The sequence below is a fragment of the Pseudomonas sp. BN515 genome, from assembly GCF_029873155.1.
Lineage (GTDB): Bacteria > Pseudomonadota > Gammaproteobacteria > Pseudomonadales > Pseudomonadaceae > Metapseudomonas.
This window is the reverse complement of record NZ_SSOH01000059.1, coordinates 1-18,866: the sequence shown is the minus strand read 5'-3', so window position 1 is coordinate 18,866 and position 18,866 is coordinate 1. Positions and strand designations below refer to the sequence as shown.

General features: G+C 65.9%; 19 protein-coding genes. 14 read left to right on the top strand and 5 right to left on the bottom strand.

The genetic code is table 11. The features are described 5' to 3' along the window. Positions 1-25: 25 nt before the first annotated feature. Entirely contained in the window at positions 26-1,735 is a 1,710-nt protein-coding gene (locus E8E91_RS15100; RefSeq protein WP_280376439.1) for an amidase, read from the bottom strand. 334 nt (positions 1,736-2,069) lie between these two features. Between E8E91_RS15100 and E8E91_RS15095 the strand changes: the two genes are divergently transcribed. Both E8E91_RS15095 and E8E91_RS15090 read left to right on the top strand, forming a co-directional pair. Beyond that, positions 2,070-2,522, top strand: coding sequence for a GNAT family N-acetyltransferase (locus E8E91_RS15095; protein ID WP_280376437.1), 453 nt, complete (start codon positions 2,070-2,072; stop codon positions 2,520-2,522). A 235-nt stretch (positions 2,523-2,757) separates the two neighbouring features. Next, positions 2,758-3,282, top strand: a complete 525-nt coding sequence (locus E8E91_RS15090; protein WP_280376434.1) for a thioredoxin family protein — start codon at positions 2,758-2,760, stop codon at positions 3,280-3,282. Positions 3,283-3,414: 132 nt separating this feature from the next. Here the strand turns inward: E8E91_RS15090 and E8E91_RS15085 are convergent, their stop codons facing one another. Beyond that, positions 3,415-3,873 (bottom strand): Ohr family peroxiredoxin, encoded by a 459-nt coding sequence (locus E8E91_RS15085; RefSeq protein WP_280376431.1) that lies wholly within the window; start codon positions 3,871-3,873, stop codon positions 3,415-3,417. A 367-nt stretch (positions 3,874-4,240) separates the two neighbouring features. On the opposite strand from E8E91_RS15085, the gene E8E91_RS15080 reads away from it, so the two are divergent. The 5 genes from E8E91_RS15080 to E8E91_RS15060 all read left to right on the top strand — a co-directional run bounded on the left by E8E91_RS15080 (position 4,241) and on the right by E8E91_RS15060 (position 8,437). Beyond that, positions 4,241-4,981: a sulfite exporter TauE/SafE family protein gene (locus tag E8E91_RS15080; RefSeq protein WP_280376429.1), complete on the top strand. Its 741-nt coding sequence runs from the start codon at positions 4,241-4,243 to the stop codon at positions 4,979-4,981. 126 nt (positions 4,982-5,107) lie between these two features. Continuing rightward, complete coding sequence (dkgB, locus tag E8E91_RS15075; protein ID WP_280376426.1) at positions 5,108-5,923, top strand: 2,5-didehydrogluconate reductase DkgB; 816 nt, start codon at positions 5,108-5,110, stop codon at positions 5,921-5,923. 127 nt (positions 5,924-6,050) lie between these two features. Then, positions 6,051-6,185 (top strand): hypothetical protein, encoded by a 135-nt coding sequence (locus tag E8E91_RS15070; protein ID WP_280376425.1) that lies wholly within the window; start codon positions 6,051-6,053, stop codon positions 6,183-6,185. Next, positions 6,182-7,366, top strand: coding sequence for an MFS transporter (locus tag E8E91_RS15065; protein WP_280376423.1), 1,185 nt, complete (start codon positions 6,182-6,184; stop codon positions 7,364-7,366). Before E8E91_RS15070 ends, E8E91_RS15065 begins: the two co-directional genes overlap by 4 nt. A 150-nt stretch (positions 7,367-7,516) precedes the next feature. Continuing rightward, on the top strand, positions 7,517-8,437 hold the full coding sequence (locus E8E91_RS15060) for a LysR family transcriptional regulator (protein ID WP_280376421.1): 921 nt from the start codon (positions 7,517-7,519) through the stop codon (positions 8,435-8,437). A 134-nt stretch (positions 8,438-8,571) separates the two neighbouring features. Here E8E91_RS15060 and E8E91_RS15055 read toward each other — a convergent pair whose 3' ends face one another. After that, positions 8,572-9,876, bottom strand: coding sequence for an MFS transporter (locus tag E8E91_RS15055; protein WP_271472462.1), 1,305 nt, complete (start codon positions 9,874-9,876; stop codon positions 8,572-8,574). Between the two features lie 267 nt (positions 9,877-10,143). Here E8E91_RS15055 and E8E91_RS15050 point away from each other — a divergent pair, with 267 nt between their 5' ends. The 4 genes from E8E91_RS15050 to E8E91_RS15035 all read left to right on the top strand — a co-directional run bounded on the left by E8E91_RS15050 (position 10,144) and on the right by E8E91_RS15035 (position 14,231). Beyond that, positions 10,144-11,307, top strand: coding sequence for an iron-containing alcohol dehydrogenase (locus E8E91_RS15050; RefSeq protein WP_280376416.1), 1,164 nt, complete (start codon positions 10,144-10,146; stop codon positions 11,305-11,307). Between the two features lie 57 nt (positions 11,308-11,364). Further along, entirely contained in the window at positions 11,365-11,679 is a 315-nt protein-coding gene (locus E8E91_RS15045; RefSeq protein WP_190831942.1) for an NIPSNAP family protein, read from the top strand. A 30-nt stretch (positions 11,680-11,709) separates the two neighbouring features. Continuing rightward, positions 11,710-13,284: an aldehyde dehydrogenase (NADP(+)) gene (locus tag E8E91_RS15040; protein ID WP_280376413.1), complete on the top strand. Its 1,575-nt coding sequence runs from the start codon at positions 11,710-11,712 to the stop codon at positions 13,282-13,284. Positions 13,285-13,445: 161 nt separating this feature from the next. Beyond that, complete coding sequence (locus E8E91_RS15035; protein ID WP_190831939.1) at positions 13,446-14,231, top strand: SDR family oxidoreductase; 786 nt, start codon at positions 13,446-13,448, stop codon at positions 14,229-14,231. 60 nt (positions 14,232-14,291) lie between these two features. Here E8E91_RS15035 and E8E91_RS15030 read toward each other — a convergent pair whose 3' ends face one another. Next, the gene (locus E8E91_RS15030) at positions 14,292-15,083 is read right to left on the bottom strand and encodes an SDR family NAD(P)-dependent oxidoreductase (RefSeq protein ID WP_280376406.1); all 792 of its coding nucleotides are present in this window, start codon (positions 15,081-15,083) and stop codon (positions 14,292-14,294) included. Between the two features lie 124 nt (positions 15,084-15,207). Here E8E91_RS15030 and E8E91_RS15025 point away from each other — a divergent pair, with 124 nt between their 5' ends. The 3 genes from E8E91_RS15025 (at position 15,208) to E8E91_RS15015 (ending at position 17,751) form a co-directional block, all read left to right on the top strand. After that, positions 15,208-16,104: a LysR substrate-binding domain-containing protein gene (locus tag E8E91_RS15025; protein ID WP_190831935.1), complete on the top strand. Its 897-nt coding sequence runs from the start codon at positions 15,208-15,210 to the stop codon at positions 16,102-16,104. A gap of 136 nt (positions 16,105-16,240) precedes the next feature. Then, a complete protein-coding gene (locus E8E91_RS15020) occupies positions 16,241-17,251 on the top strand; it encodes an aldo/keto reductase (protein ID WP_280376405.1) in 1,011 nt (336 codons plus the stop codon). Positions 17,252-17,334: 83 nt separating this feature from the next. Then, the gene (locus E8E91_RS15015; RefSeq protein WP_280376403.1) at positions 17,335-17,751 is read left to right on the top strand and encodes an SRPBCC family protein; all 417 of its coding nucleotides are present in this window, start codon (positions 17,335-17,337) and stop codon (positions 17,749-17,751) included. 107 nt (positions 17,752-17,858) lie between these two features. Here the strand turns inward: E8E91_RS15015 and pqqE are convergent. Then, on the bottom strand, positions 17,859-18,866 hold a 1,008-nt coding region (gene pqqE, locus E8E91_RS15010; RefSeq protein WP_280376401.1), incomplete at its 5' end, for a pyrroloquinoline quinone biosynthesis protein PqqE.

The window sequence follows — 18,866 nt, the reverse complement described above, 5'->3', positions numbered from 1 at the left end:
TGATATCTACAGCCCGTTTTCCCCGTCAGCCGCGCGGCAGCGGTGGGGTGCGCGGGGGGATCATGCGCTTCGAACCGGTCGACTCATAGGCCGAAGCGAAACGCAGCAGCGCCGAGTCGTCGTAGGCGCGGCCGGCGAAGGTCAGGCCGATCGGCATGCCGATATCCGCCATCACGCCCATCGGCACGGTGACCGTGGGGACGCCCAGGTGGCGGATCGCGAGGTTGCCGTTGGCAACCCAGATGCCGTTGCTCCAGGCGATGTCCGCCGACTCCGGATTGACGTCCGCGTCCGCCGGGCCAACGTCGGCCACGGTGGGGAACAGCACGGCGTCGAGGCCGAGCTTATCCATCCAGTCTTCCAGGTCGAGCTTGCGGGTCTTCTCCAGGCCGCGCAGGCCGTCCGGCAGGGTTTCGATCTGGTCCCAGGTCTTCAGGCCGCGCTTGGCCATGTTCACGTACTCGTCCATGCCGGCGACGAGGTCGCCCTCGCGGTTCGGCAGGGTGCCGGGGTCGTGGGGGAAGATCTGCGGGCCGTCGACATCGGCCAGTTTGTTCAGCTTGGGATCGCCGTTGGCTCGCAGGAAGTCGTCGAAGCCCCAGCCCGACAGTTCCCACAATTCATCGTTGAGGAACTCCTTGGAGACGATGCCGCGGTTAAACACGGTCGGCGCGCCGGGACGGTCGCCCTCGCAGTTGGACACCAGCGGGAAGTCGGTTTCGATGACCTCGGCGCCGGCTGCTTCCAGGGCCTTGCGGGCTGCTTCCCAGAGCGCGATGACCGAGGCGCGGGTGTTGATGCGCTGGCCGGTCGGGCCGCCGATGCCGGGGTTTTCGCTGGTTCCGGCTTCTTCATCCTTGTTGATGAACATGCGCGGCACGCCGAAGCGCTTGCCTTTCAGGGCATCGGCCTTGGCAGCCAGGTCCAGGTAGGAGGCCGGGCGTACCGAGGCGACGCTGGGGATCGGCACCCAGGGTTGCAGGCGCCACAGGTCACCGCGCTTGTCCGCGTCTTCGGCTACCACCACGTCCAGGATTTCCAGCAGGTCGGCCATGGTGCGGGCATAGGGCACCACCACGTCCATGGTCGGGGTCAGCGGCCAGTTGCCGCGCACCGAGATCACGCCGCGTGACGGGGTGTAGGCGCACAGGCCGTTGTTCGAGGCCGGGCCACGACCGCTGGACCAGGTTTCTTCCGCCAGGCCGAAGGCCGAGAAGCTGGCGGCGGTCGCCGTGCCCGCACCGTTGGACGAGCCGGAGGCGAAGGGGGCGGTGAGGTAGTTGGCGTTGTAGGGGCTTTCCGCGCGGCCGTACACACCGCGTTGCATGCCGCCGTTGGCCATGGGCGGCATGTTGGTCTTGCCCAGGCACACGGCGCCGGCGGCGCGCAGGCGTTCGATGGTAAAGGCGTCGCGGTAGGCGACCAGGTCCTTGAAGGCAGGGCTGCCGGAGGCGGCGGTAAGGCCCTTCACCAGGTAGCTGTCCTTGGCGGTGTAGGGGATGCCATCCAGCGGGCCGAGCGTTTCGCCACGGGCGCGGCGGGCGTCGGAAGCCTCGGCTTCCTTGAGCGCGTCGGGGTTGCGCACGACCACAGCATTGAGCCGGGTAGCGGTGTCGGGGCCGTCGTAGGCGTCGATACGGGCGAGATAGGCCTTGACCAGTTCGACCGACGTGGTGCGGCCGGACTCCAGTGCTTCGCGCAGTTTGGCGATGGAAACTTCGGTTACTTCGATCATGCTGTCACCGCCGGCTGTTGTTGGGTGATACCGCGACTGTCTGCATCACGCTGCACCTTGGGCTCAAGGAAATCGCTCATCTTCGAATCGGCTCTCATATCGGTCCTCGTTTCCCTGCGTCAGGCGGCAGGGTCTGTACTTCACGACCTGGGCTGGCCAGGTTCTCAGGCGGCCAATTTTTGCACCAAGCTGGTGCTCGGGGGAATCCGTGCAGTGGTTCGCCGGGCTGTGAGCTGTATCGCTGGGTGCTTGCCGTCCTGGTTCGGGATCGGCGTTTGCAGTGTGACTACTGTAGGCTGTGCGACCGGTTTCAGTGGATGAACAGGTCATGCAGATGACGAACAGAACCTATCGCAACGCCATTCCCGATGACGCGGCCCGGTGCATCGAGATTCGCGGCCGCACGCGGGAGAACGCCTTCTCCGCAGAGGAACTGCGGGCGTTGGGCATCACGGTCGACTCCTGGGGCGCCGGCATCGAAGACGACAGCTGCCCCGGCCACGTCTATTGCGAAGACGGCGAGGTGGTCGGCTACTGCTTCGGCGACAGGGACAGCGGCGAGATCGTCGTATTGGCGCTGTTGCCCGAGTACGAAGGCAAGGGCATCGGCAAGCAGCTCCTGCGGATGGTGGTGGAGGATTTCCGCGCTGCCGGCTTCACGCGGCTCTTCCTCGGCTGTTCGAGCGATCCCGCGGTTCGTTCCCACGGCTTTTATCGCCATCTGGGCTGGGTGTTCACCGGCGAGCTGGATGACCTCGGCGACGAGATTCTCGAACTCAGGCTTTGAGTGGAACAGTGAATTGCGGGCAAGGCGGTTGGTGCGTGGTCTGTAGGGTGCGCCGTGCGCACCGCTGGTAATCCGGCTGTGCCTATCGCTCACCTGACGCCGAATCGGTGCGCATGGCGCACCCTACAGAAGCTGGCCCCAGGCCCCTCGCCCCAAAGCAAGTCCATGTTCTACGAGCCTGAAAGATTACTTCCGCCGGGATTGCCATTCCCGGCCCTGCAATAGAGGAACGCCAATGGCTTCTTACGAAGAACTCTTCGCCATAGGCGAGGGCTTCGACGCCTTCGTCAGCCACGGCCTGCCGGCGGAAATCGCTGCGGTGCAGTCCGTGCAGCGGCAACTGGCCGAACCGGGCGCGATCAGCGAAGCCAGCCGGCAGCGCGTGCAGGCGGTCGAAGGCCGCTATCACCTGCTGGTGGCCGGCGAGATGTGGTGCCCGGACTGCCAGATCAACGTCACCGTGCTCGACTACCTGCAGCGCATTCAGCCGCGCGTTCAGGTGGCCGTTATCTCCAAGGGGCGTGCCGAGGATGACCTGCGCGAGCGCCTGGAGCTGGACCGGATCCCGATTCCGGTCGTACTGGTGCTGGATGCGGATTTCCGTCTGGTGGGCCGCTTCATCGAACGACCGCAGGACGTGATCGCCGGCGGTGATGCGGTGAAGCCCGACTATCGGGCGGGCCGCTATCTGGAAAGCACGCTGTGCGATTTCCTGTCGATTTTCGAAGCGGCGGAAGCGCGGGTAGCCGAGGGCGCGTAAGGCCCCGGATCGTTCATCGGGCAGGCTTGCGCCGCCCTCATCTCGGTTGGTGCCTCCCTGGCACTGGATCTCCTTTTCAGTCCGTTGGCAGGACCGGTTCGACCCTTGCGGTCGAACCGGCTTCCTGTTGCATCAGCCCACGGTCACGGTCGTGGCGACGTCGATGTTGCCGTGGGTGGCCTTCGAGTACGGGCAGACTTCATGGGCTTCCCGTGCAATGGCTTCGGCGACTTCCAGCTCTACGCCCGGAACGCTGACGTTGAAGCGCGCCTGGAGGAAATAGGCGTTGCCGGTCATGCCCAGGTCCACCTCGATTTCCACGGCCAGATCCTTCGGCAGAGCAACTTTCCGTTGCTGGGCCACCAGCCCGATGGCGCTGATGTAGCAGGCCGACCAGGCGCCGGCGAACAGTTGCTCGGCGGTCGGGTGGGGCAGGGTGGCGTCGAAGCGCAGATCCTGGTTCTCGCTCGCACCGCGGGGTGCGGAAAGCTGGATGTCGACGCGGCCGTGGTCATTGCGCGACGCGCCTTCGCGGTGGGCGACGGTGGTGTGGGTCTTGCCGGTGAACAGGACTTTTTCGATCTGGCTCATGGTGTGTTCCTCGTGGATTCGTTCGTTTGAAAAGGTGATTGGAGCAGTTGATTGGTGTTGATCGTATACGAACAAATCGCATGCGATGTAGTAATATTTGCGCAGTGACGAAATGACGTCAATAGCGCTCCGATGCCCTTCCAGACGGACGGTTGGCGAGTGCTTTCTTGAATGGTGTGCGCGATTGGATCGCGTCCGCTCTATTTCGCGCGTTCTGCTTGTACCGGAGAAGGCGAAGGCCTGAGAACGGTGAAAAGGCTGGGCGTTCGCTGATCGCCCGATTCACTCGGCGAGGACGGAGAGGCCCGTGGAAAAGCCCGCATAATGGCGCCTCATCCGCTCCCTACCTGCACAGGCCGTTCTTCCGATGTCATTCGCCGAGCTCTTTCTCCTGGGCATTCCCGCCGTCCTGCTGACGGGCATTTCCAAAGGCGGCTTCGGCGGCGCCCTGGGTGGCATCGCGGTGCCGTTGCTGGCGCTGATGATGCCGCCGACGCAGGCGGCGGCCATCATGCTGCCGATCCTCTGCATGGCGGACATCACCGGGCTGCGCCGCTTCTACGGCAAATGGGACCCGCACAACCTGAAGATCATGCTGCCGGGTGCGCTGGTGGGGGTGCTGATCGGCACACTGAGCTTCGGCCTGCTCAGCGAACGACTGATCGGCCTGATGATCGGCGGCATCGCCATCGCCTTCTTCCTGCTCAACGTGCTGAATGCCGCCGATTCCCAGGCGCCCACCGAGCCGAAGCTGCTCAAGGGCAGCCTGCTGTCCGGCATCGCCGGCTTCACCAGCTTCGTCGCCCATGCCGGCGGGCCGCCCGTGCTGATGTATCTGCTGCCGCAGCGAATGGACAAGGTGCGCTACGTCGCCACGGTGAACTGCTTCTTCCTGCTGACCAACGCCATCAAGCTGGTGCCTTACGCCCTGTTGGGACAGTTCACCCGTGCCAGCCTGACGGCCAGCCTGGCGCTGGCTCCTGTCGTGGTCGCCGGGGTGTGGCTGGGCATCTGGCTGCAGAGTCGGGTCAACCACACCTGGTTCTACCGCGTCGCCTGGGCCGGGCTGCTGGTCACCGGTATTCAACTGCTCGTGCAGAACTGGTAGTGACCGCCTTGCACGCCGATTCTTGATTTAAAATCAAATAACTTTGGTTGATTGACGGCTTAATCGACAAAAGAAAAGCCGACACACTGCGCGCCATTCGAGTCACTGACCTCGCGGAGTGCAGCCATGTCGTCCACCACTTACATCCCTTCCTTCGGCCTCGGCACCTTCCGCCTGACCGGCCAACCCGTCATCGATTCGGTGCGCAGCGCGCTGGAACTGGGTTATCGCGCCATCGACACCGCGCAGATCTACGGCAACGAGGCTGACATCGGCCAGGCCATCGCCGAGAGCGGTGTCGCCCGTTCCGAGCTGTTCCTCACCACCAAGATCTGGGTGGAGAACTACGCCAGCGGCAAGCTGATTGCCAGCCTGCGCGAGAGCCTGGAGAAGCTGCGTACCGATCAGGTCGACCTGACGCTGATCCACTGGCCGGCACCGGGCAATGGCGTCGAGCTGCCCGAGTACATGGAGGCGCTGGCGGAGGCCAAGTCCCAGGGTCTGACCCGCCGTATCGGCATCTCCAACTTCAACATCGAGCTGACCCGTCAGGCCGTAGCGACGGTGGGCAAGGGCGAGATCGCCACCAACCAGATCGAACTCAGCCCCTACCTGCAGAACACGACACTGACCGCTTTCCTGAAAGAGCAGGGCATCCCGGTCACCTCGTACATGACCCTGGCCTACGGCAAGGTGCTGAAGGACCCGGTGCTGGCCGAAATCGCCGCCAGGCACCAGGCCACTGTTGCGCAGGTCGCGCTGGCCTGGGCGCTGCAGCTCGGCTATGCGGTGATTCCGTCGTCGACCCGCCGCGAGAACCTGGCCAGCAACCTGCTCGCCAGCGGGCTGCGCCTGGACGCCGAGGACATGGCGCAGATCGCCGCACTGGAACGCAACGGCCGCGAAGTCAGCCCCGAGGGCCTGGCTCCGGTCTGGGACTGACGGCCACGCCAGCTCCCCTGGCGCGTCTGATTCCGGCGCGCCGCTGAATCCCGATGATCACCGAATGCCGTCAGGCGAGGGCGCCCTGCGCTCTGTCGACGGCCTGAACGCATACAGGAACGTCATGATGAAAACCTTCACCAGACTTGCCCTGGCCACCGCATTACCGCTGGCCATGCAGGTCGCTTCCGCCGCCGACCTGAGCTTCTACCGGATGCAGGGGCCGCTGACGGAGATCGACGCGCAGGAGGACGGGCAATGAAGTCCGGTCACGTACTGCTCGCGCTGGCCATCGGCGCGTTCGGCATAGGCACTACCGAGTTCACGCCGATGGGGCTGTTGCCGGTCATTGCCGAGGGCGTGGATGTCAGCATTCCCAGTGCGGGGATGCTGGTCACCGCCTATGCCATCGGCGTGATGCTCGGCGCGCCGGTGATGACGCTGCTATTCAGCCGCTTCGGCCGGCGCGGCGCGCTGATCTCGCTGATGGCCATCTTCACCCTTGGCAACCTGCTTTCGGCGATGGCGCCCGACTATGCCACGCTGCTTGCTTCGCGCCTGGTCACCAGCCTCAACCATGGCGCTTTCTTCGGCCTCGGGGCGGTGGTCGCGGCGAGCGTAGTGCCGAAGGAGAAGCAGGCCAGCGCAGTGGCGACCATGTTCATGGGCCTGACCATCGCCAATATCGGTGGCGTGCCAGCGGCGACCTGGGTGGGCCAACAGGTCGGCTGGCGCGTGGCATTCGCCGGCACTGCGGTGTTGGGGCTGATCGCAATGGCCGCGCTCTGGCTCGCCCTGCCCAGAGGCGAGCGGGGCAGCGTTCCCGATGTGCGTCGTGAGCTGGCCGTGATCATTCGCCCGAGGGTGTTGCTGGCGATGGCTACGACGGTGCTGGGTGCCGGCGCGATGTTCACGCTTTACACCTACGTGGCACCGGTGCTCGCCGAACTGACCGGCGCTTCGGACGCTTTCGTCACCCTGGCGCTGGTGCTGATCGGCGTTGGTTTCACCCTCGGCAACAGCCTGGGCGGCCGTCTCGCGGACTGGTCGCTCGACGGTTCGACGCGGATTTTCCTCGCGGGGCTGACCGTCATCATGCTGCTCCTGCCGTTGGCGCTGACCCATCACGTGGCGGCGGCGCTGGGCCTGCTGGTCTGGGGTGTCGCGACCTTCGGCCTGGTGCCGCCCCTGCAGATGCGGGTGATGGAAGCTGCTGCCGAAGCGCCCGGACTGGCCTCGTCCATCAACGTCGGCGCCTTCAATCTCGGCAATGCGCTCGGTGCGGCACTTGGCGGCGGCGTCATCGGCCTGGGCCTCGGCTACGTCGCCGTGCCGGTGGCCGGTGGCCTGCTGGCTGCGCTGGGGTTGTTGCTGGTGTGGCTGGGGCGGGCTGGCAAGGTCGCCGAGGTCGATCTGGCCGAGCAATCCTGCGGCGGTATGTGATTGAACCCTGTTGCTGACAGAATTGCAGAAGGCCCCGGGAGGAGAACTCCCGGGGCCTTCACTTGTTCGACTTCAGCCACGTTGACCCGCGGTCGATTGTGAGCGAGTTTCGTCAAATCGTATTGATTGGCGAGGAGCGCCAAGGACCCCATGATTCCATCTCTGGACAGTATTTTTGCCCGCTTGCGCCTGCGTCAGTTGCGCCTGCTCATCGAGCTCGATCGTTGTGGTTCGCTGCACAAGGCCGCGGAGGCCATGGCCATCTCTCAACCCGGCGCGACCAAGGTGTTGCGTGAGGTCGAGGAGATCCTCGGCGTGCCGTTGTTCGTGCGCCAGCCCAGTGGCCTGGTGGCCAACGATGCAGGGCGCTGCGTGGTGCGTTATGCGCGGCTGATCCACAGCGACCTGGGCCATCTGCGCGATGAGATGCTGGGCATCGTGCAGGGACAGGGCGGGCACCTGGCGGTGGGCAGCATCATGGGGGCCATGCCGATGCTGGTGGGCGCGCTGGGGCGGTTGCGGCGCAAGCAGGCGCAGCTGTCGGTGGAGATCGCCGAGAACACCAGCGCCAACCTGCTTGCGCAACTGGATGAAGGGCGCCTGGATCTGGCGATCTGCCGCCCCGGTGTCGGGCGCAACACGGCGGACTATGTCTTCCTGGAGTTGGCCCAGGAGCCGCTGGCGGTGGTGGCTCACCCGCAGCATCCGCTGGCTGGCGCGCAGGCGCTGGAGATCGGCGATCTGAGCCAGTACCGATGGATCGTGTATCCGGCCAACATGCCCATGCGTCAGGCCCTGGAGCGTGAGCTGAGCGAGGCGGGGGTGGAGGTGCCGCGCTACCCGCTGGAAACCTCGTCCACCTTCGCCACCTTCATGCTGCTGGAAGAAGACCCCACCCTTGTGGCGGTGATTCCCAGCGCAGTGGCGGCCTTTGCCGAGCAGCGTGGGCTGTTGGTATCGCTGGCGGTGCGGCTACGGGCGCTGAGCGATCCGTTCGGGGTGGTACATCGCGTCGGCTCGCCGCTGTCCCATGCTGCGCAACTGCTGGTGGACGAGTTGATCGCACCCTGAGCGCAAAGGGGCCGCTGCGCGGCCCTTTCGCGGGACAAGCCCGCTCCTACAGGACCGCGCTGCTCAAGGACTACGCCAGACCTGTAGGAGCTGGCGAAGCCTGCGACGGGCTTCGCAGCAGCCCCCTTACCCGCTCAGAACTGCCGCTCGCGGTAATCGATCAGGCTGGAGAACAGGGCAATCAGCACCGCGGCGATCACGAAGAAGATCAACGCAAAGAAGTACTCGCCGGTGAACTGCACGATCAAGCCAATGATGATCGGCACCAGCACGCCGGCCATGTTGCCGCAGAAGTTCATGGTCCCGCCCAGTACGCCAGTGCGCGAAGGGCCGCCGATGATCGCTGGCAGGCACCAGTACATGCCGCACCAGCGGATGAAGAACATCGCCACGCACAGCAGGGTGATCACCGGCCCTGTGCTGGCGACGAAGGCCGCGGCGAGGATGCACGCCGCCGCGACCAGTGCCGAGCCGCTGAACATCGAGCGCATCACCAGGTTCGGCGAGGCGCCGCTGGCGCGCCACTTGTCACCGATCCAGCCGCCGACCAGCTCGCCGATGAAGCCGCACATGAAGATCAGGAAGGTCGCTCCCCCCATGGCCGAGATGTCCAGGCCATGGGCTTTGTGCAGGTAGCTGGGCATCCAGGTCAGCAGGCCGTAGAACACCGCGAGGATGCAGCTGTAACCGGCGAACATGGCAAAGATCGAGCGGTCCTTGAGCAACACGCGCAACGGGATGCGGGCTTTGGCGGCGGCTGCATGCGCGCTGGCGTTGCCTTCGGTGATGTGGCGCAGCTCCGCCTCGTTGACTCCAGTGTGTTCGCTCGGGTGGTTGCGGATGTACTTCCAGGCCAGGATGCCGGCCAGGATGGTGCCCACGCCGGCCACCACGAAGGCCAGGCGCCACGAGCCGAGCCAGGCGATCAACCCGGAGATGAGGATCGCGCCCAGGGCACTACCCAGCGGTGCGCCACCGTCCACAAGCACGGCGCCGCGACCACGCTCGTTGGGCGTGAGCCAGGAGCTGTTGAGTTTGGCCCCTGCGGGCATGATCGGTGATTCGGCCACACCCAGGCCGATGCGTGTGAACAGCAGCACCAGCCAGTGGTGCGAGGCGGCGCCCAGGGCCTGGAACGCGCCCCAGGCGATGGTGGCCGCGCCGATGATGCCGCGGGTGTGGAAGCGGTCGAGTAGCAGGCCACCGGGGATCTGCATCAGCGCATAGGACCAGAAGAACGCGCTGAGCATCAGGCCTTCCATGGCCGGCGTCAGGTTGAATTCCGGGGCTATCAGCGGCAGGGCCACCGACAGCGAGGCGCGGTCGATGTAGTTGATCGCGGTGAGCAGCAACAGGATCAGAAAGATGCGCCAGCGCACGTTGGTCATGGGAGCGGCGGTGTCCAGTGCCAGGACAGCAGGGGAGGAGATCGTCTTCATCGCAGTGCCCGTTCTTGTGATTATCGGAAGGCACACCGCTCGGGGCCGTGTGCGCTTCGATTGTTGGAGGCGCAGGTTTTCACCGGGTAATGAAAAGAGCTGATCCAGGGATAACCGTGGCTTATCGATAAGCAGGGGTTATTCCCGGATCAGCTCTTTTCATTATCGGGCCCGCCAGCGGCGCCCCTAGATTGGCCAGGCACGGCTCGCCGAACTCACGGCGGGTTCAACAAGAACAACGCGGCTCTACGTGCCTGAGGATCTTCCATGAGCAACTTCCAGTTCCATTTCCCCACCCTTACCCAGTGCGGTGAAGGCCTGGCCAACCAAGCCGGCGCGCTGCTCAAGCCCCATGTCCAGGGCGCCTTGCTGGTGGTGACCGACCAGGGCCTGATCGACGCCGGGATCCTGGGCGGGTTCTTCGCCTCATTGGAGCAGGCCGGTATCGACTACCACCTGTTCTCGGCGGTGCAGGCCAACCCCAGTACCGACGTGCTCGATGCGGCCGTGCGCCTGCTGCGTGAGCGTGATTGCCGGGCGGTGATCGGCGTGGGTGGCGGCAGCAGTATCGACACCGCCAAGGGCGTGGCGGCGATGGCCACCAACCCGGGCAGCATCCTCGACTACGAAGGCTACGATCGCCTGGTCAATCCGCCGCTGCCGATCTTCGCCATCCCCACCACAGCCGGCACCGGCAGCGAGTGCACCGCCTCGACGGTGTTCACCAACACACAGACGCTGTTCAAGACCGTCATCATCAGCCCGCAGCTGTTCCCGCGTATGGCCATCCTGGACCCTGCGCTGACCCTGAACCTGCCTGCGTCGATCACAGCCGCCACAGGCATGGACGCACTGACGCATGCCATCGAGTCCTATGTGTCGCGCCAGGCCAACCCGATCAGCCAGGCCTTGGCCCTGCACGCGATCCGCCTGATCGCCGGGAGCCTCGAGAAGTGCTACTTCGTCGGCAGCGACATGGCCGCCCGCGAGCAGATGCTGCTGGGCTCGTTCCTGGCCGGGGTGGCGTTCTCCCAGTCCAAGCTGGGCAACGTACACGCCATATCCCACACCTTCGGTGGCGTGTTCAACATCCCTCACGGCATCGCCAACGCCGCGCTGCTGCCTTACGTCATCCAGTTCAACCTGCCGGCCTGCCCGGAGCGATTCCGCGACATCGCCGTCGCCCTGGGTGCCGATGTCACGGGCCTTTCCGTGGACCAGGCTGCGGCCTGCACCGTGGCGCGCGTGGTGGCGCTGAACCGCGCCATCGGCATCCCCGCGACCATCCGCGAGCTGGGCGTGGACCTGGAGTTCCTGCCGCAGATGGTCAGCGACTCCATGCGCAGCGGCAATGTGCGGGTCAATCCGCGCCTGACCACGGCCCGCGACGTCGAGCGCCTGATCACCGACGCCTACCACGGCAATCTCTGAACCCATTACCCCTTCGCGTACCCGTCTGCGGGTATGCCTGCCTAGGAAGCCCTGTCCATGTTCTATGAAATGCGCACCTACACCCTGCACATCGGCAAGATGAAGGAGTACCTGGAGCACTTCGAGAAAGAAGGCCTGCCCGTGATCTCCCGCTACGCCACCCTGGTGGGCTGGTGGTACACCGAAATCGGGGAGCTCAACCAGGTGGTGCACATCTGGGCCTATGAAAGCCTGGATGACCGCATCCGCCGCCGCGCCGCGCTCTACGAAGACCGCGACTGGCTCGAGCGCTTCATCCCCAAGGCGTTCCCGATGCTGATCCGCATGGAGTCCAAGCTGCTGATGCCGGCAGCGTTCTCGCCAATCCAGTAATCCCCTGCCTTTCTTGCGAGCGAATTGTTCATGTCCGACGGATACAACTACATCGGTGGGCGTCGCAGCGGCCTGGGCACGGTGTTGCTGAGCAGCATCGATGCCCACAGCGGCGAGCGCCTGCCAGGCTTCTTCCACCAGGCTACCGACGCCGAAGTGGATGCCGCGGCCCAGGCTGCGGCCACGGCTTACCCTGTCTATCGCGCCCTGGCCCCGGAGCGCCGAGCGCGCTTTCTGGAGGCCATCGCTGACGAACTGGACGCCCTGGGTGACGAGTTCATCGCCTTGGTAGGGCGCGAGACCGCCTTGCCGGCACCGCGCATCAAGGGTGAGCGCGGGCGCACCAGCGGGCAATTGCGTCTATTCGCCCAGGTGCTGCGCCGGGGCGATTTTCTCGGTGCGCGCATCGACCGCGCACTGCCCGAGCGCCAGCCATTGCCGCGTCCGGACCTGCGCCAGTGCCGCCTGGGCGTGGGGCCGGTGGCGGTGTTCGGTGCCAGCAACTTCCCGCTGGCGTTCTCCACCGCAGGTGGCGATACCGCTGCGGCACTGGCCGCCGGCTGCCCGGTGGTGGTCAAGGCCCATGGCGGACACATGGCCACGGCCGAGCAGGTGGCCGATGCGATCGAGCGCGCGGCACTGCGCACGCAAACGCCGGCTGGGGTGTTCAACATGATCTTCGGCAGTGGTGTCGGCGAGCGCCTGGTGCGCCACCCGGCGATCCAGGCCGTAGGCTTCACCGGCTCGCTCAAGGGCGGCCGGGCTTTGTGCGACCTGGCTGCGGCGCGTGCGCAGCCGATCCCGGTGTTCGCCGAAATGAGCAGCATCAACCCGGTGCTGGTGCTGCCCGAGGCGTTGCGCCAGCGGGGCGAGCTCATCGCCCGTGAGCTGAGCGCGTCGGTGGTGCTGGGGGCAGGGCAGTTCTGTACCAATCCCGGTTTGGTCATTGGTCTGCGTTCGCCTGCGTTCAGCGCGTTTGTCGAGGCCTTGCGCCTGCAACTGGACGACCAGCCGGCCCAGGCCATGCTCAATCGCGGGACTCTGGCCAGCTACACGGCAGGCGTGCGCGCCCTGGAGGCGCATCCGCACGTACAACGCCTGAGCACCGCCCGCCAGGATGGCCCGCAGGCCTCGGCCCAGTTGTTCAAGGCCGATGTGCGCCTGTTGCTTGAAGGCGACGAGTTGCTGCAGGAAGAGGTGTTCGGCCCGGCCACCGTGGTGGTGGAAGTGGCCGACCGCGAGGAACTGCACCGGGCCCTGGCCGGGCTGCGGGGGCAGTTGACCGCCACCTTGATCGGTGAGCCGGACGAGCTGTTGCAGGCGGGTGATGTGCTGGCCGTGCTGGAGGAGAAGGTCGGGCGGGTGCTGGTCAATGGCTACCCGACCGGTGTCGAAGTCAGCGACGCCATGGTCCATGGCGGCCCGTACCCGGCCACCTCGGACGCCCGTGGCACCTCGGTCGGCACCCTGGCCATCGACCGCTTCCTGCGGCCGGTGTGCTACCAGAACCTGCCCGATGCGCTGTTGCCCGATGCGCTGAAGGACGCCAACCCGCTGGGCATCAATCGCCTGGTGGATGGAGTGTTCAGCCGCGACGCATTGTAAGCGCCGTCTCCGGGCCTGGCGCAGGCTGCGAGGCCACTGTCGTGTATTGCCTGCGCGGGCCCTTCTGCGGATAAATCGGAGCGGAACCATCGCTCCCGCAAGGGGCCAGTGTTCTGCCGCAGGTGAAAACGTCCAAGGCATCAATTCAGCGAGGAGCCAACATGGATCTAGGTATCAAGGGCCGCTGGGCCATCGTCTGCGCTGCCAGCCAAGGGTTGGGCAAAGGCTGCGCCGAGGCCCTGGGCGGCGAGGGCGTCAACCTGGTGATCAACGCCCGCACCGCCACCACCCTGGAGCAGACGGCCGCCGAACTGCGCAGCCGCTTCCCGGCCATCGAAGTCCGCACGGTCGCTGGCGATGTGGCCGACCCGGCGGTACGCCAAGCCCTGCTCGGCGCGTGCCCGCAGGTCGATATCCTGGTCAACAACGCAGGCGGTCCGCCCCCGGGTGATTTTCGCGCCTGGGGCCGGGAAGACTGGATCAAGGCCCTGGACGCCAACATGCTCACGCCCATCGAGTTGATCAAGGCAGTGGTCGATGGCATGGCCGAGCGTGGCTTCGGGCGGGTTGTGAACATCACCTCGGGCGCCGTGAAAGCGCCAATCGATATCCTGGGCCTGTCCAATGGTGCACGCAGCGGGCTGACCGGTTTCATCGCCGGGCTCGCCCGTCAGCAGCGCCTGGCCGGGCGCAACGTGACCCTGAACAACCTGCTGCCGGGCGCCTTCGACACCGCCCGCCTGCAGAAGACCCTGCAGGCCGCGAGCCAGGCCAGCGGCGACCTGCAGGCGACCACCCAGGCACGCCGCCAGGCGATCCCGGCGGCGCGGTTCGGCGATGCCAAGGAGTTCGGGGCGTACTGCGCGTTTCTGTGCAGCGTCCACGGCGGGTACATCACCGGGCAGAACCTGCTGATCGACGGCGGAGCCTACCCGGGCACCTTCTGACCTTGCACGTCTGGGCAGGGAGGCGCAGGCGTTGGCCATGATGGGATTTTCCAATCGGCTTCAGATAGCCATGCTGTCCACCACGCCACCGTCTACGCGCAAGGCGGCGCCGGTGGTCGCGGAAGAGTAGGGCGAGGCGACGTAGGTCACCAGTGCGGCGACTTCGTCCACCTCGGCCACCCGCTGGATGATGGAACTGGGGCGCTCGCGGCGCACGAACTCATCCGCTTCCTCGCGCGCGGTGCGGCCGGACTGGCGTACGGCGTCGGCCACGAGATTCGCCACGCCTTCGGTGAAGGTCGGGCCGGGGAGAATGGCGTTGACGGTGACGCCGGTGCCCGCCAGGCGCTTGGCCAGGCCGTGGGAGACGGCGAGGTTGGCGGCCTTGGTGACGCCGTAGTTGATCATCTGCGCCGGAATGGCCACGCCCGATTCGGAGGACAGGAAGATCACCCGGCCCCAGCCGCGCTCGACCATGCCGGGGGTGTAGTGGCGGGCCAGGCGCACGCCGGAGAGCACGTTGATCTCGTAGAAGTCCAGCCACTCCTGGTCGTTGGTCTCATAGAAGTCGACGTCGTTATAGATACCCAGGTTGTTCACCAGGATGTCGGCGTGGGGTTCGGCGGCGAACAGCGCCTGTGCGCCTTCGGCGTTGCCGAGATCGGCGACCACGCCACGGGCCTTGCCGTTGGTGGCACGGATGCCGTCCACGGCTTCGTTAACGGAGGCAGCATTGCGCCCGACTATGACTACGTCGGCGCCGGATGCGGCCAATTGGCGGGCGATGCCCAGGCCGATGCCGCCGGTGGAACCACTGATGATGGCGGTCTTGCCGCCGAGATCGATCTGCATGTCGTTGATCCTCATCCAGGGGGCACGGGATGTGCCGGTAATCGTCTGGATCTGGTGCCATGCTAGGAGTGGCTTGTAAGATCGTACATAACTTAATTCGACATACTTGAGTCCTTGAGGGTCTATGCTCGATCTCAGACAACTCCGTTATTTCGTCGCCGTGGCCGAAGTCGAGCACGTCGGCAAGGCGGCGGAACAGTTGCACATTTCCCAGTCGCCGCTGAGCCGGCAGATCGCCCAGCTGGAGGAGCGCCTCGGCCTGCAGCTGTTCGAACGCAGCCAGCAGCGCCTTCGCCTGACTTCCGACGGGCGCACCTTCCTGCACGAGGCCAAGGCGCTGCTCAAGCACGCCGAGCGCCTGGAGTCCCTCGGCCGCCGCCTGGGCCGGGGCGAGACGGGCGGGCTGTGTATCGGCTACGTCAGCCATGCCATCCATGCCGGCGTGCTGCCCGAGGCGCTGCGCCACGTACGCGAGGAGCGTCCGGGCATCCACATCGCGCTCTATAACCTCTCGGCCCGGGAGCAGTTCGAGGGCCTGCGCCAGCGCAGCCTGGATATCGCCCTGGTGTGCGAACCGCCGGCGGAGGACGACCCGGATCTGCTCGCCGCTCCCGTATTCGACGACCCACTGCACCTCGCCTTGCCGCTGGATCACCCGCTGGCGGACAAACCGGTGATCGAGCCGGCGGATCTGCACGAGCAGGACTGGATCATGGTGGAAGGCCAGTTGCAGCCCAATGGCCGCGAGCGCTTCCTCGCCAACTGTGTGGCCGCCGGTTTTACCCCGCAGATCCGCCTGGAAGCCGCCGAGCCGCTGAGCGCTATCGGCCTGGTGTCGGCGGGCCTTGGGCTGGCGCTGATCCAGCAGAGCATCGGCGGCGAGCGCAACCCCAACGTGGTGCTGCGAGAGCTGCCCTGGCTGGGCCAGAGCACCGGTCTGTGGGCCGCCTGGCACCGCGTCGACCTGCGGCCGATAGTGGGCGACTTCCGTGAAATGGTGCTGGCGGGCGCCAAGGTCTGACCAACAGGTGGAAGAGACTTGATGATGCTCTAGGTCTCAAGTCTGTCGAATTATGACTTGGACGGTCTCGGTTGGGCGGGCATAGGATTGCCGCCACTGGAGTTCACAAGCGACTCCCCCCAACCGGAGAACCCCCATGAGTCTGAAGTCCCTGATCCCCTCCCGCCTTGGTTTCGGCACCGCGCCGCTGGGCAACATGTTCCGTGCCGTGCCCGCCGAGGAAGTGCAGGCCACCGTCGATGCCGCCTGGAACAACGGCGTGCGTTACTTCGACACCGCTCCCTTCTACGGCGCCGGCCTGTCCGAAACCCGCCTGGGCGCCGCCCTGGCCAACCGCCCGCGTGACGAATACGTACTGAGCACCAAGGTCGGCCGCATCATCCTCGACGAACTGGAAGACCCGGCCGCCCGCGAGCTGGGCGAGAAAAGCGGCCTGTTCGAGCACGGCAACCGCAACCGCATCGTCAACGACTACAGCGCCGACGCCACCCTGCGCTCCATCGAGGACAGCCTGAAGCGCCTGGGCACCGACCGCCTCGATATCGTCTGGATCCACGACATCGCCCAGGACTTCTACGGTGACGAATGGCTAACCCAGTTCGAGATCGCCCGCACCGGCGCCTTCCGCGTGCTCACCCGCCTGCGTGAAGAAGGCGTGATCAAGGCCTGGGGCCTGGGCGTGAACCGCGTCGAGCCCATCGAGCTGACCCTGGACCTGGACGAGCCGCGCCCCGACGGCTTCCTGCTCGCCGGCCGCTACTCGCTGCTGGACCATGAGCGCGCGTTGCAACGGGTGATGCCGCAGGCGCTGGAGCAGGGCGTCGGCATCGTCGTCGGCGGCCCTTACAGCTCGGGTGTGACTGCTGGCGGTGAACACTTCGAGTACCAGAAGGCCAGCCCGGCCGTGCTGGCGAAGCTGGAGCGCATCCGCTCGGTCGCCCGCGACCACGGCGTCGACGTGAAAGCCGCCGCCCTGCAGTTCGCCCTGGCTAACCCGGCCGTGGTCGCCGCGATTCCCGGTTCGACCCGCCCGCTGCACGCCAACGAAGACCATGCAGCGCTTAGCGCCGTCATCCCGGCCGCGTTCTGGAACGACCTGCGCGCCCAGGGCCTGATCAGCGCCGTAGCACCTGTCCCGACAGTGTGAACCTTCAGTCGCCGGGCCTCGCGGCCCGGCGCAGCACAACCCATCATCGGATCATTTGGGGCCAATGCCCCGGGAGAAACATCATGGCCAAGGCCACTGCTTTCATCGACCTCAACACCGACATCGACCAGGTCTGGCAACTGATCGGCGGCTTCGACTCGCTGCCCGACTGGCTGCCGTTCATTCCGCAGAGCAGCCTGAGCGAGGGAGGCCGCGTGCGCACGCTGAAGAGCGTCGCCGGCGACACCATCATCGAGCGCCTGCTGGACTTCAACGAAGCCGAGCGCAGCTACAGCTACACCATCCTCCAGGGCCCGGCGCCGGTGCGCGACTACCAGTCGACCCTGCGTGTGGTGCCGGGCAGCGACGGCGAGGGCGCCCGCGTGGAATGGTTCGGTTCCTTCATCCCCGAGGGCATCAGCGACGCGGAAGCCACTGCGCTCTTCACCACCATCTATGAGGATGGCCTGGCAGCGCTGAAGCGAGCCATCGAGAGCTGATGGCTTGAGAAACCCTGCTCGCGTGTCACTGGCTCGCTGTTCGCCACGCAGTACCAGCCGCCAGTGGCTCGCCGCAGGGGGCTGGTGCGAGTCGGCTGTTCATGGATTCAGCGGCTCGAGGCGATGAGCCGTGCATTCTTCTCATTGCGGAAGGTCAGTTGTTCCGGGCCCTTGGCGGCGTGCTCCGCTTCCTCCCGCGCCGCCAGTATCTGGCCGTGGTGATGCGACTTGGAGCAGACCGGGTCGGCGTTGCTGGCATCGCCGGTGAGCAGGAAGGCCTGGCAGCGGCAACCGCCGAAGTCCTTCTCCTTCTCGTCGCAGGAGCGGCAGGGCTCGGGCATCCAGTCGTAGCCGCGGAAGCGGTTGAAGCCGAACGACTCGTACCAGATGTGCTTGAGGTCATGCTCCTTGACGTTGGGGAAGCGTACCGGTAGCTGCCGCGCGCTGTGACAGGGCAAGGCGGTGCCGTCCGGGGTGATGTCGAGGAACAGGTTGCCCCAGCCGTTCATGCAGGCCTTGGGGCGTTCCTCGTAGTAGTCCGGGGTGACGAAGATCAGCTTGCAGGGGTGCTTTTCCGCCGCCAGCTTGGCCCGGTACTCATTCGTGATGCGTTCGGCGCGCTGCAATTGTTCGCGGGTCGGCAGCAGCCCGGCGCGGTTCAGCTCGGCCCAGCCGTAGAACTGGCAGGTGGCGAGTTCGACGAAGTCCGCCTCCAGTTCCAGGCACAGCTCGATGATCCGTTCGATCTGGTCGATGTTGTGCCGGTGGGTGACGAAGTTCAGCACCATCGGGTAGCCCGCCGCCTTCACCGCGCGGGCCATCGCCAGCTTCTGCGCGAAGGCCTTGCGCGAGCCGGCCAGCAGGTTGTTCACCGCCTCGTCGGCGGCCTGGAAACTGATCTGGATATGGTCCAGCCCGGCGTCCCTGAAGGCGTTGACGCGCGCCTCGGTGAGGCCGATGCCGGAGTTGATCAGGTTAGTGTAGTAACCCAGCTCGCGGGCGGCGCGGATCAGCTCCTCCAGGTCCTGGCGCACCAGCGGTTCGCCGCCGGAAAAGCCCAGCTGCGCGGCACCCAGCGCGCGGGCCTGGCGGAACACCTCGATCCACTGCGCGGT

Coding starts and splice junctions, on each gene's coding strand:
- E8E91_RS15070 (WP_280376425.1), top strand. CDS start 6,051: ATGAAAACCTTCACCAGACTTGCCCTGGCCACCGCATTACCGCTGGCC.
- E8E91_RS15050 (WP_280376416.1), top strand. CDS start 10,144: ATGAGCAACTTCCAGTTCCATTTCCCCACCCTTACCCAGTGCGGTGAA.
- dkgB (WP_280376426.1), top strand. CDS start 5,108: ATGTCGTCCACCACTTACATCCCTTCCTTCGGCCTCGGCACCTTCCGC.
- E8E91_RS15020 (WP_280376405.1), top strand. CDS start 16,241: ATGAGTCTGAAGTCCCTGATCCCCTCCCGCCTTGGTTTCGGCACCGCG.
- E8E91_RS15095 (WP_280376437.1), top strand. CDS start 2,070: ATGACGAACAGAACCTATCGCAACGCCATTCCCGATGACGCGGCCCGG.
- E8E91_RS15065 (WP_280376423.1), top strand. CDS start 6,182: ATGAAGTCCGGTCACGTACTGCTCGCGCTGGCCATCGGCGCGTTCGGC.
- E8E91_RS15045 (WP_190831942.1), top strand. CDS start 11,365: ATGTTCTATGAAATGCGCACCTACACCCTGCACATCGGCAAGATGAAG.
- E8E91_RS15015 (WP_280376403.1), top strand. CDS start 17,335: ATGGCCAAGGCCACTGCTTTCATCGACCTCAACACCGACATCGACCAG.
- E8E91_RS15030 (WP_280376406.1), bottom strand. CDS start 15,083: ATGCAGATCGATCTCGGCGGCAAGACCGCCATCATCAGTGGTTCCACC.
- E8E91_RS15035 (WP_190831939.1), top strand. CDS start 13,446: ATGGATCTAGGTATCAAGGGCCGCTGGGCCATCGTCTGCGCTGCCAGC.
- E8E91_RS15085 (WP_280376431.1), bottom strand. CDS start 3,873: ATGAGCCAGATCGAAAAAGTCCTGTTCACCGGCAAGACCCACACCACC.
- E8E91_RS15090 (WP_280376434.1), top strand. CDS start 2,758: ATGGCTTCTTACGAAGAACTCTTCGCCATAGGCGAGGGCTTCGACGCC.
- E8E91_RS15080 (WP_280376429.1), top strand. CDS start 4,241: ATGTCATTCGCCGAGCTCTTTCTCCTGGGCATTCCCGCCGTCCTGCTG.
- E8E91_RS15100 (WP_280376439.1), bottom strand. CDS start 1,735: ATGATCGAAGTAACCGAAGTTTCCATCGCCAAACTGCGCGAAGCACTG.
- E8E91_RS15060 (WP_280376421.1), top strand. CDS start 7,517: ATGATTCCATCTCTGGACAGTATTTTTGCCCGCTTGCGCCTGCGTCAG.
- E8E91_RS15055 (WP_271472462.1), bottom strand. CDS start 9,876: ATGAAGACGATCTCCTCCCCTGCTGTCCTGGCACTGGACACCGCCGCT.
- E8E91_RS15040 (WP_280376413.1), top strand. CDS start 11,710: ATGTCCGACGGATACAACTACATCGGTGGGCGTCGCAGCGGCCTGGGC.
- E8E91_RS15025 (WP_190831935.1), top strand. CDS start 15,208: ATGCTCGATCTCAGACAACTCCGTTATTTCGTCGCCGTGGCCGAAGTC.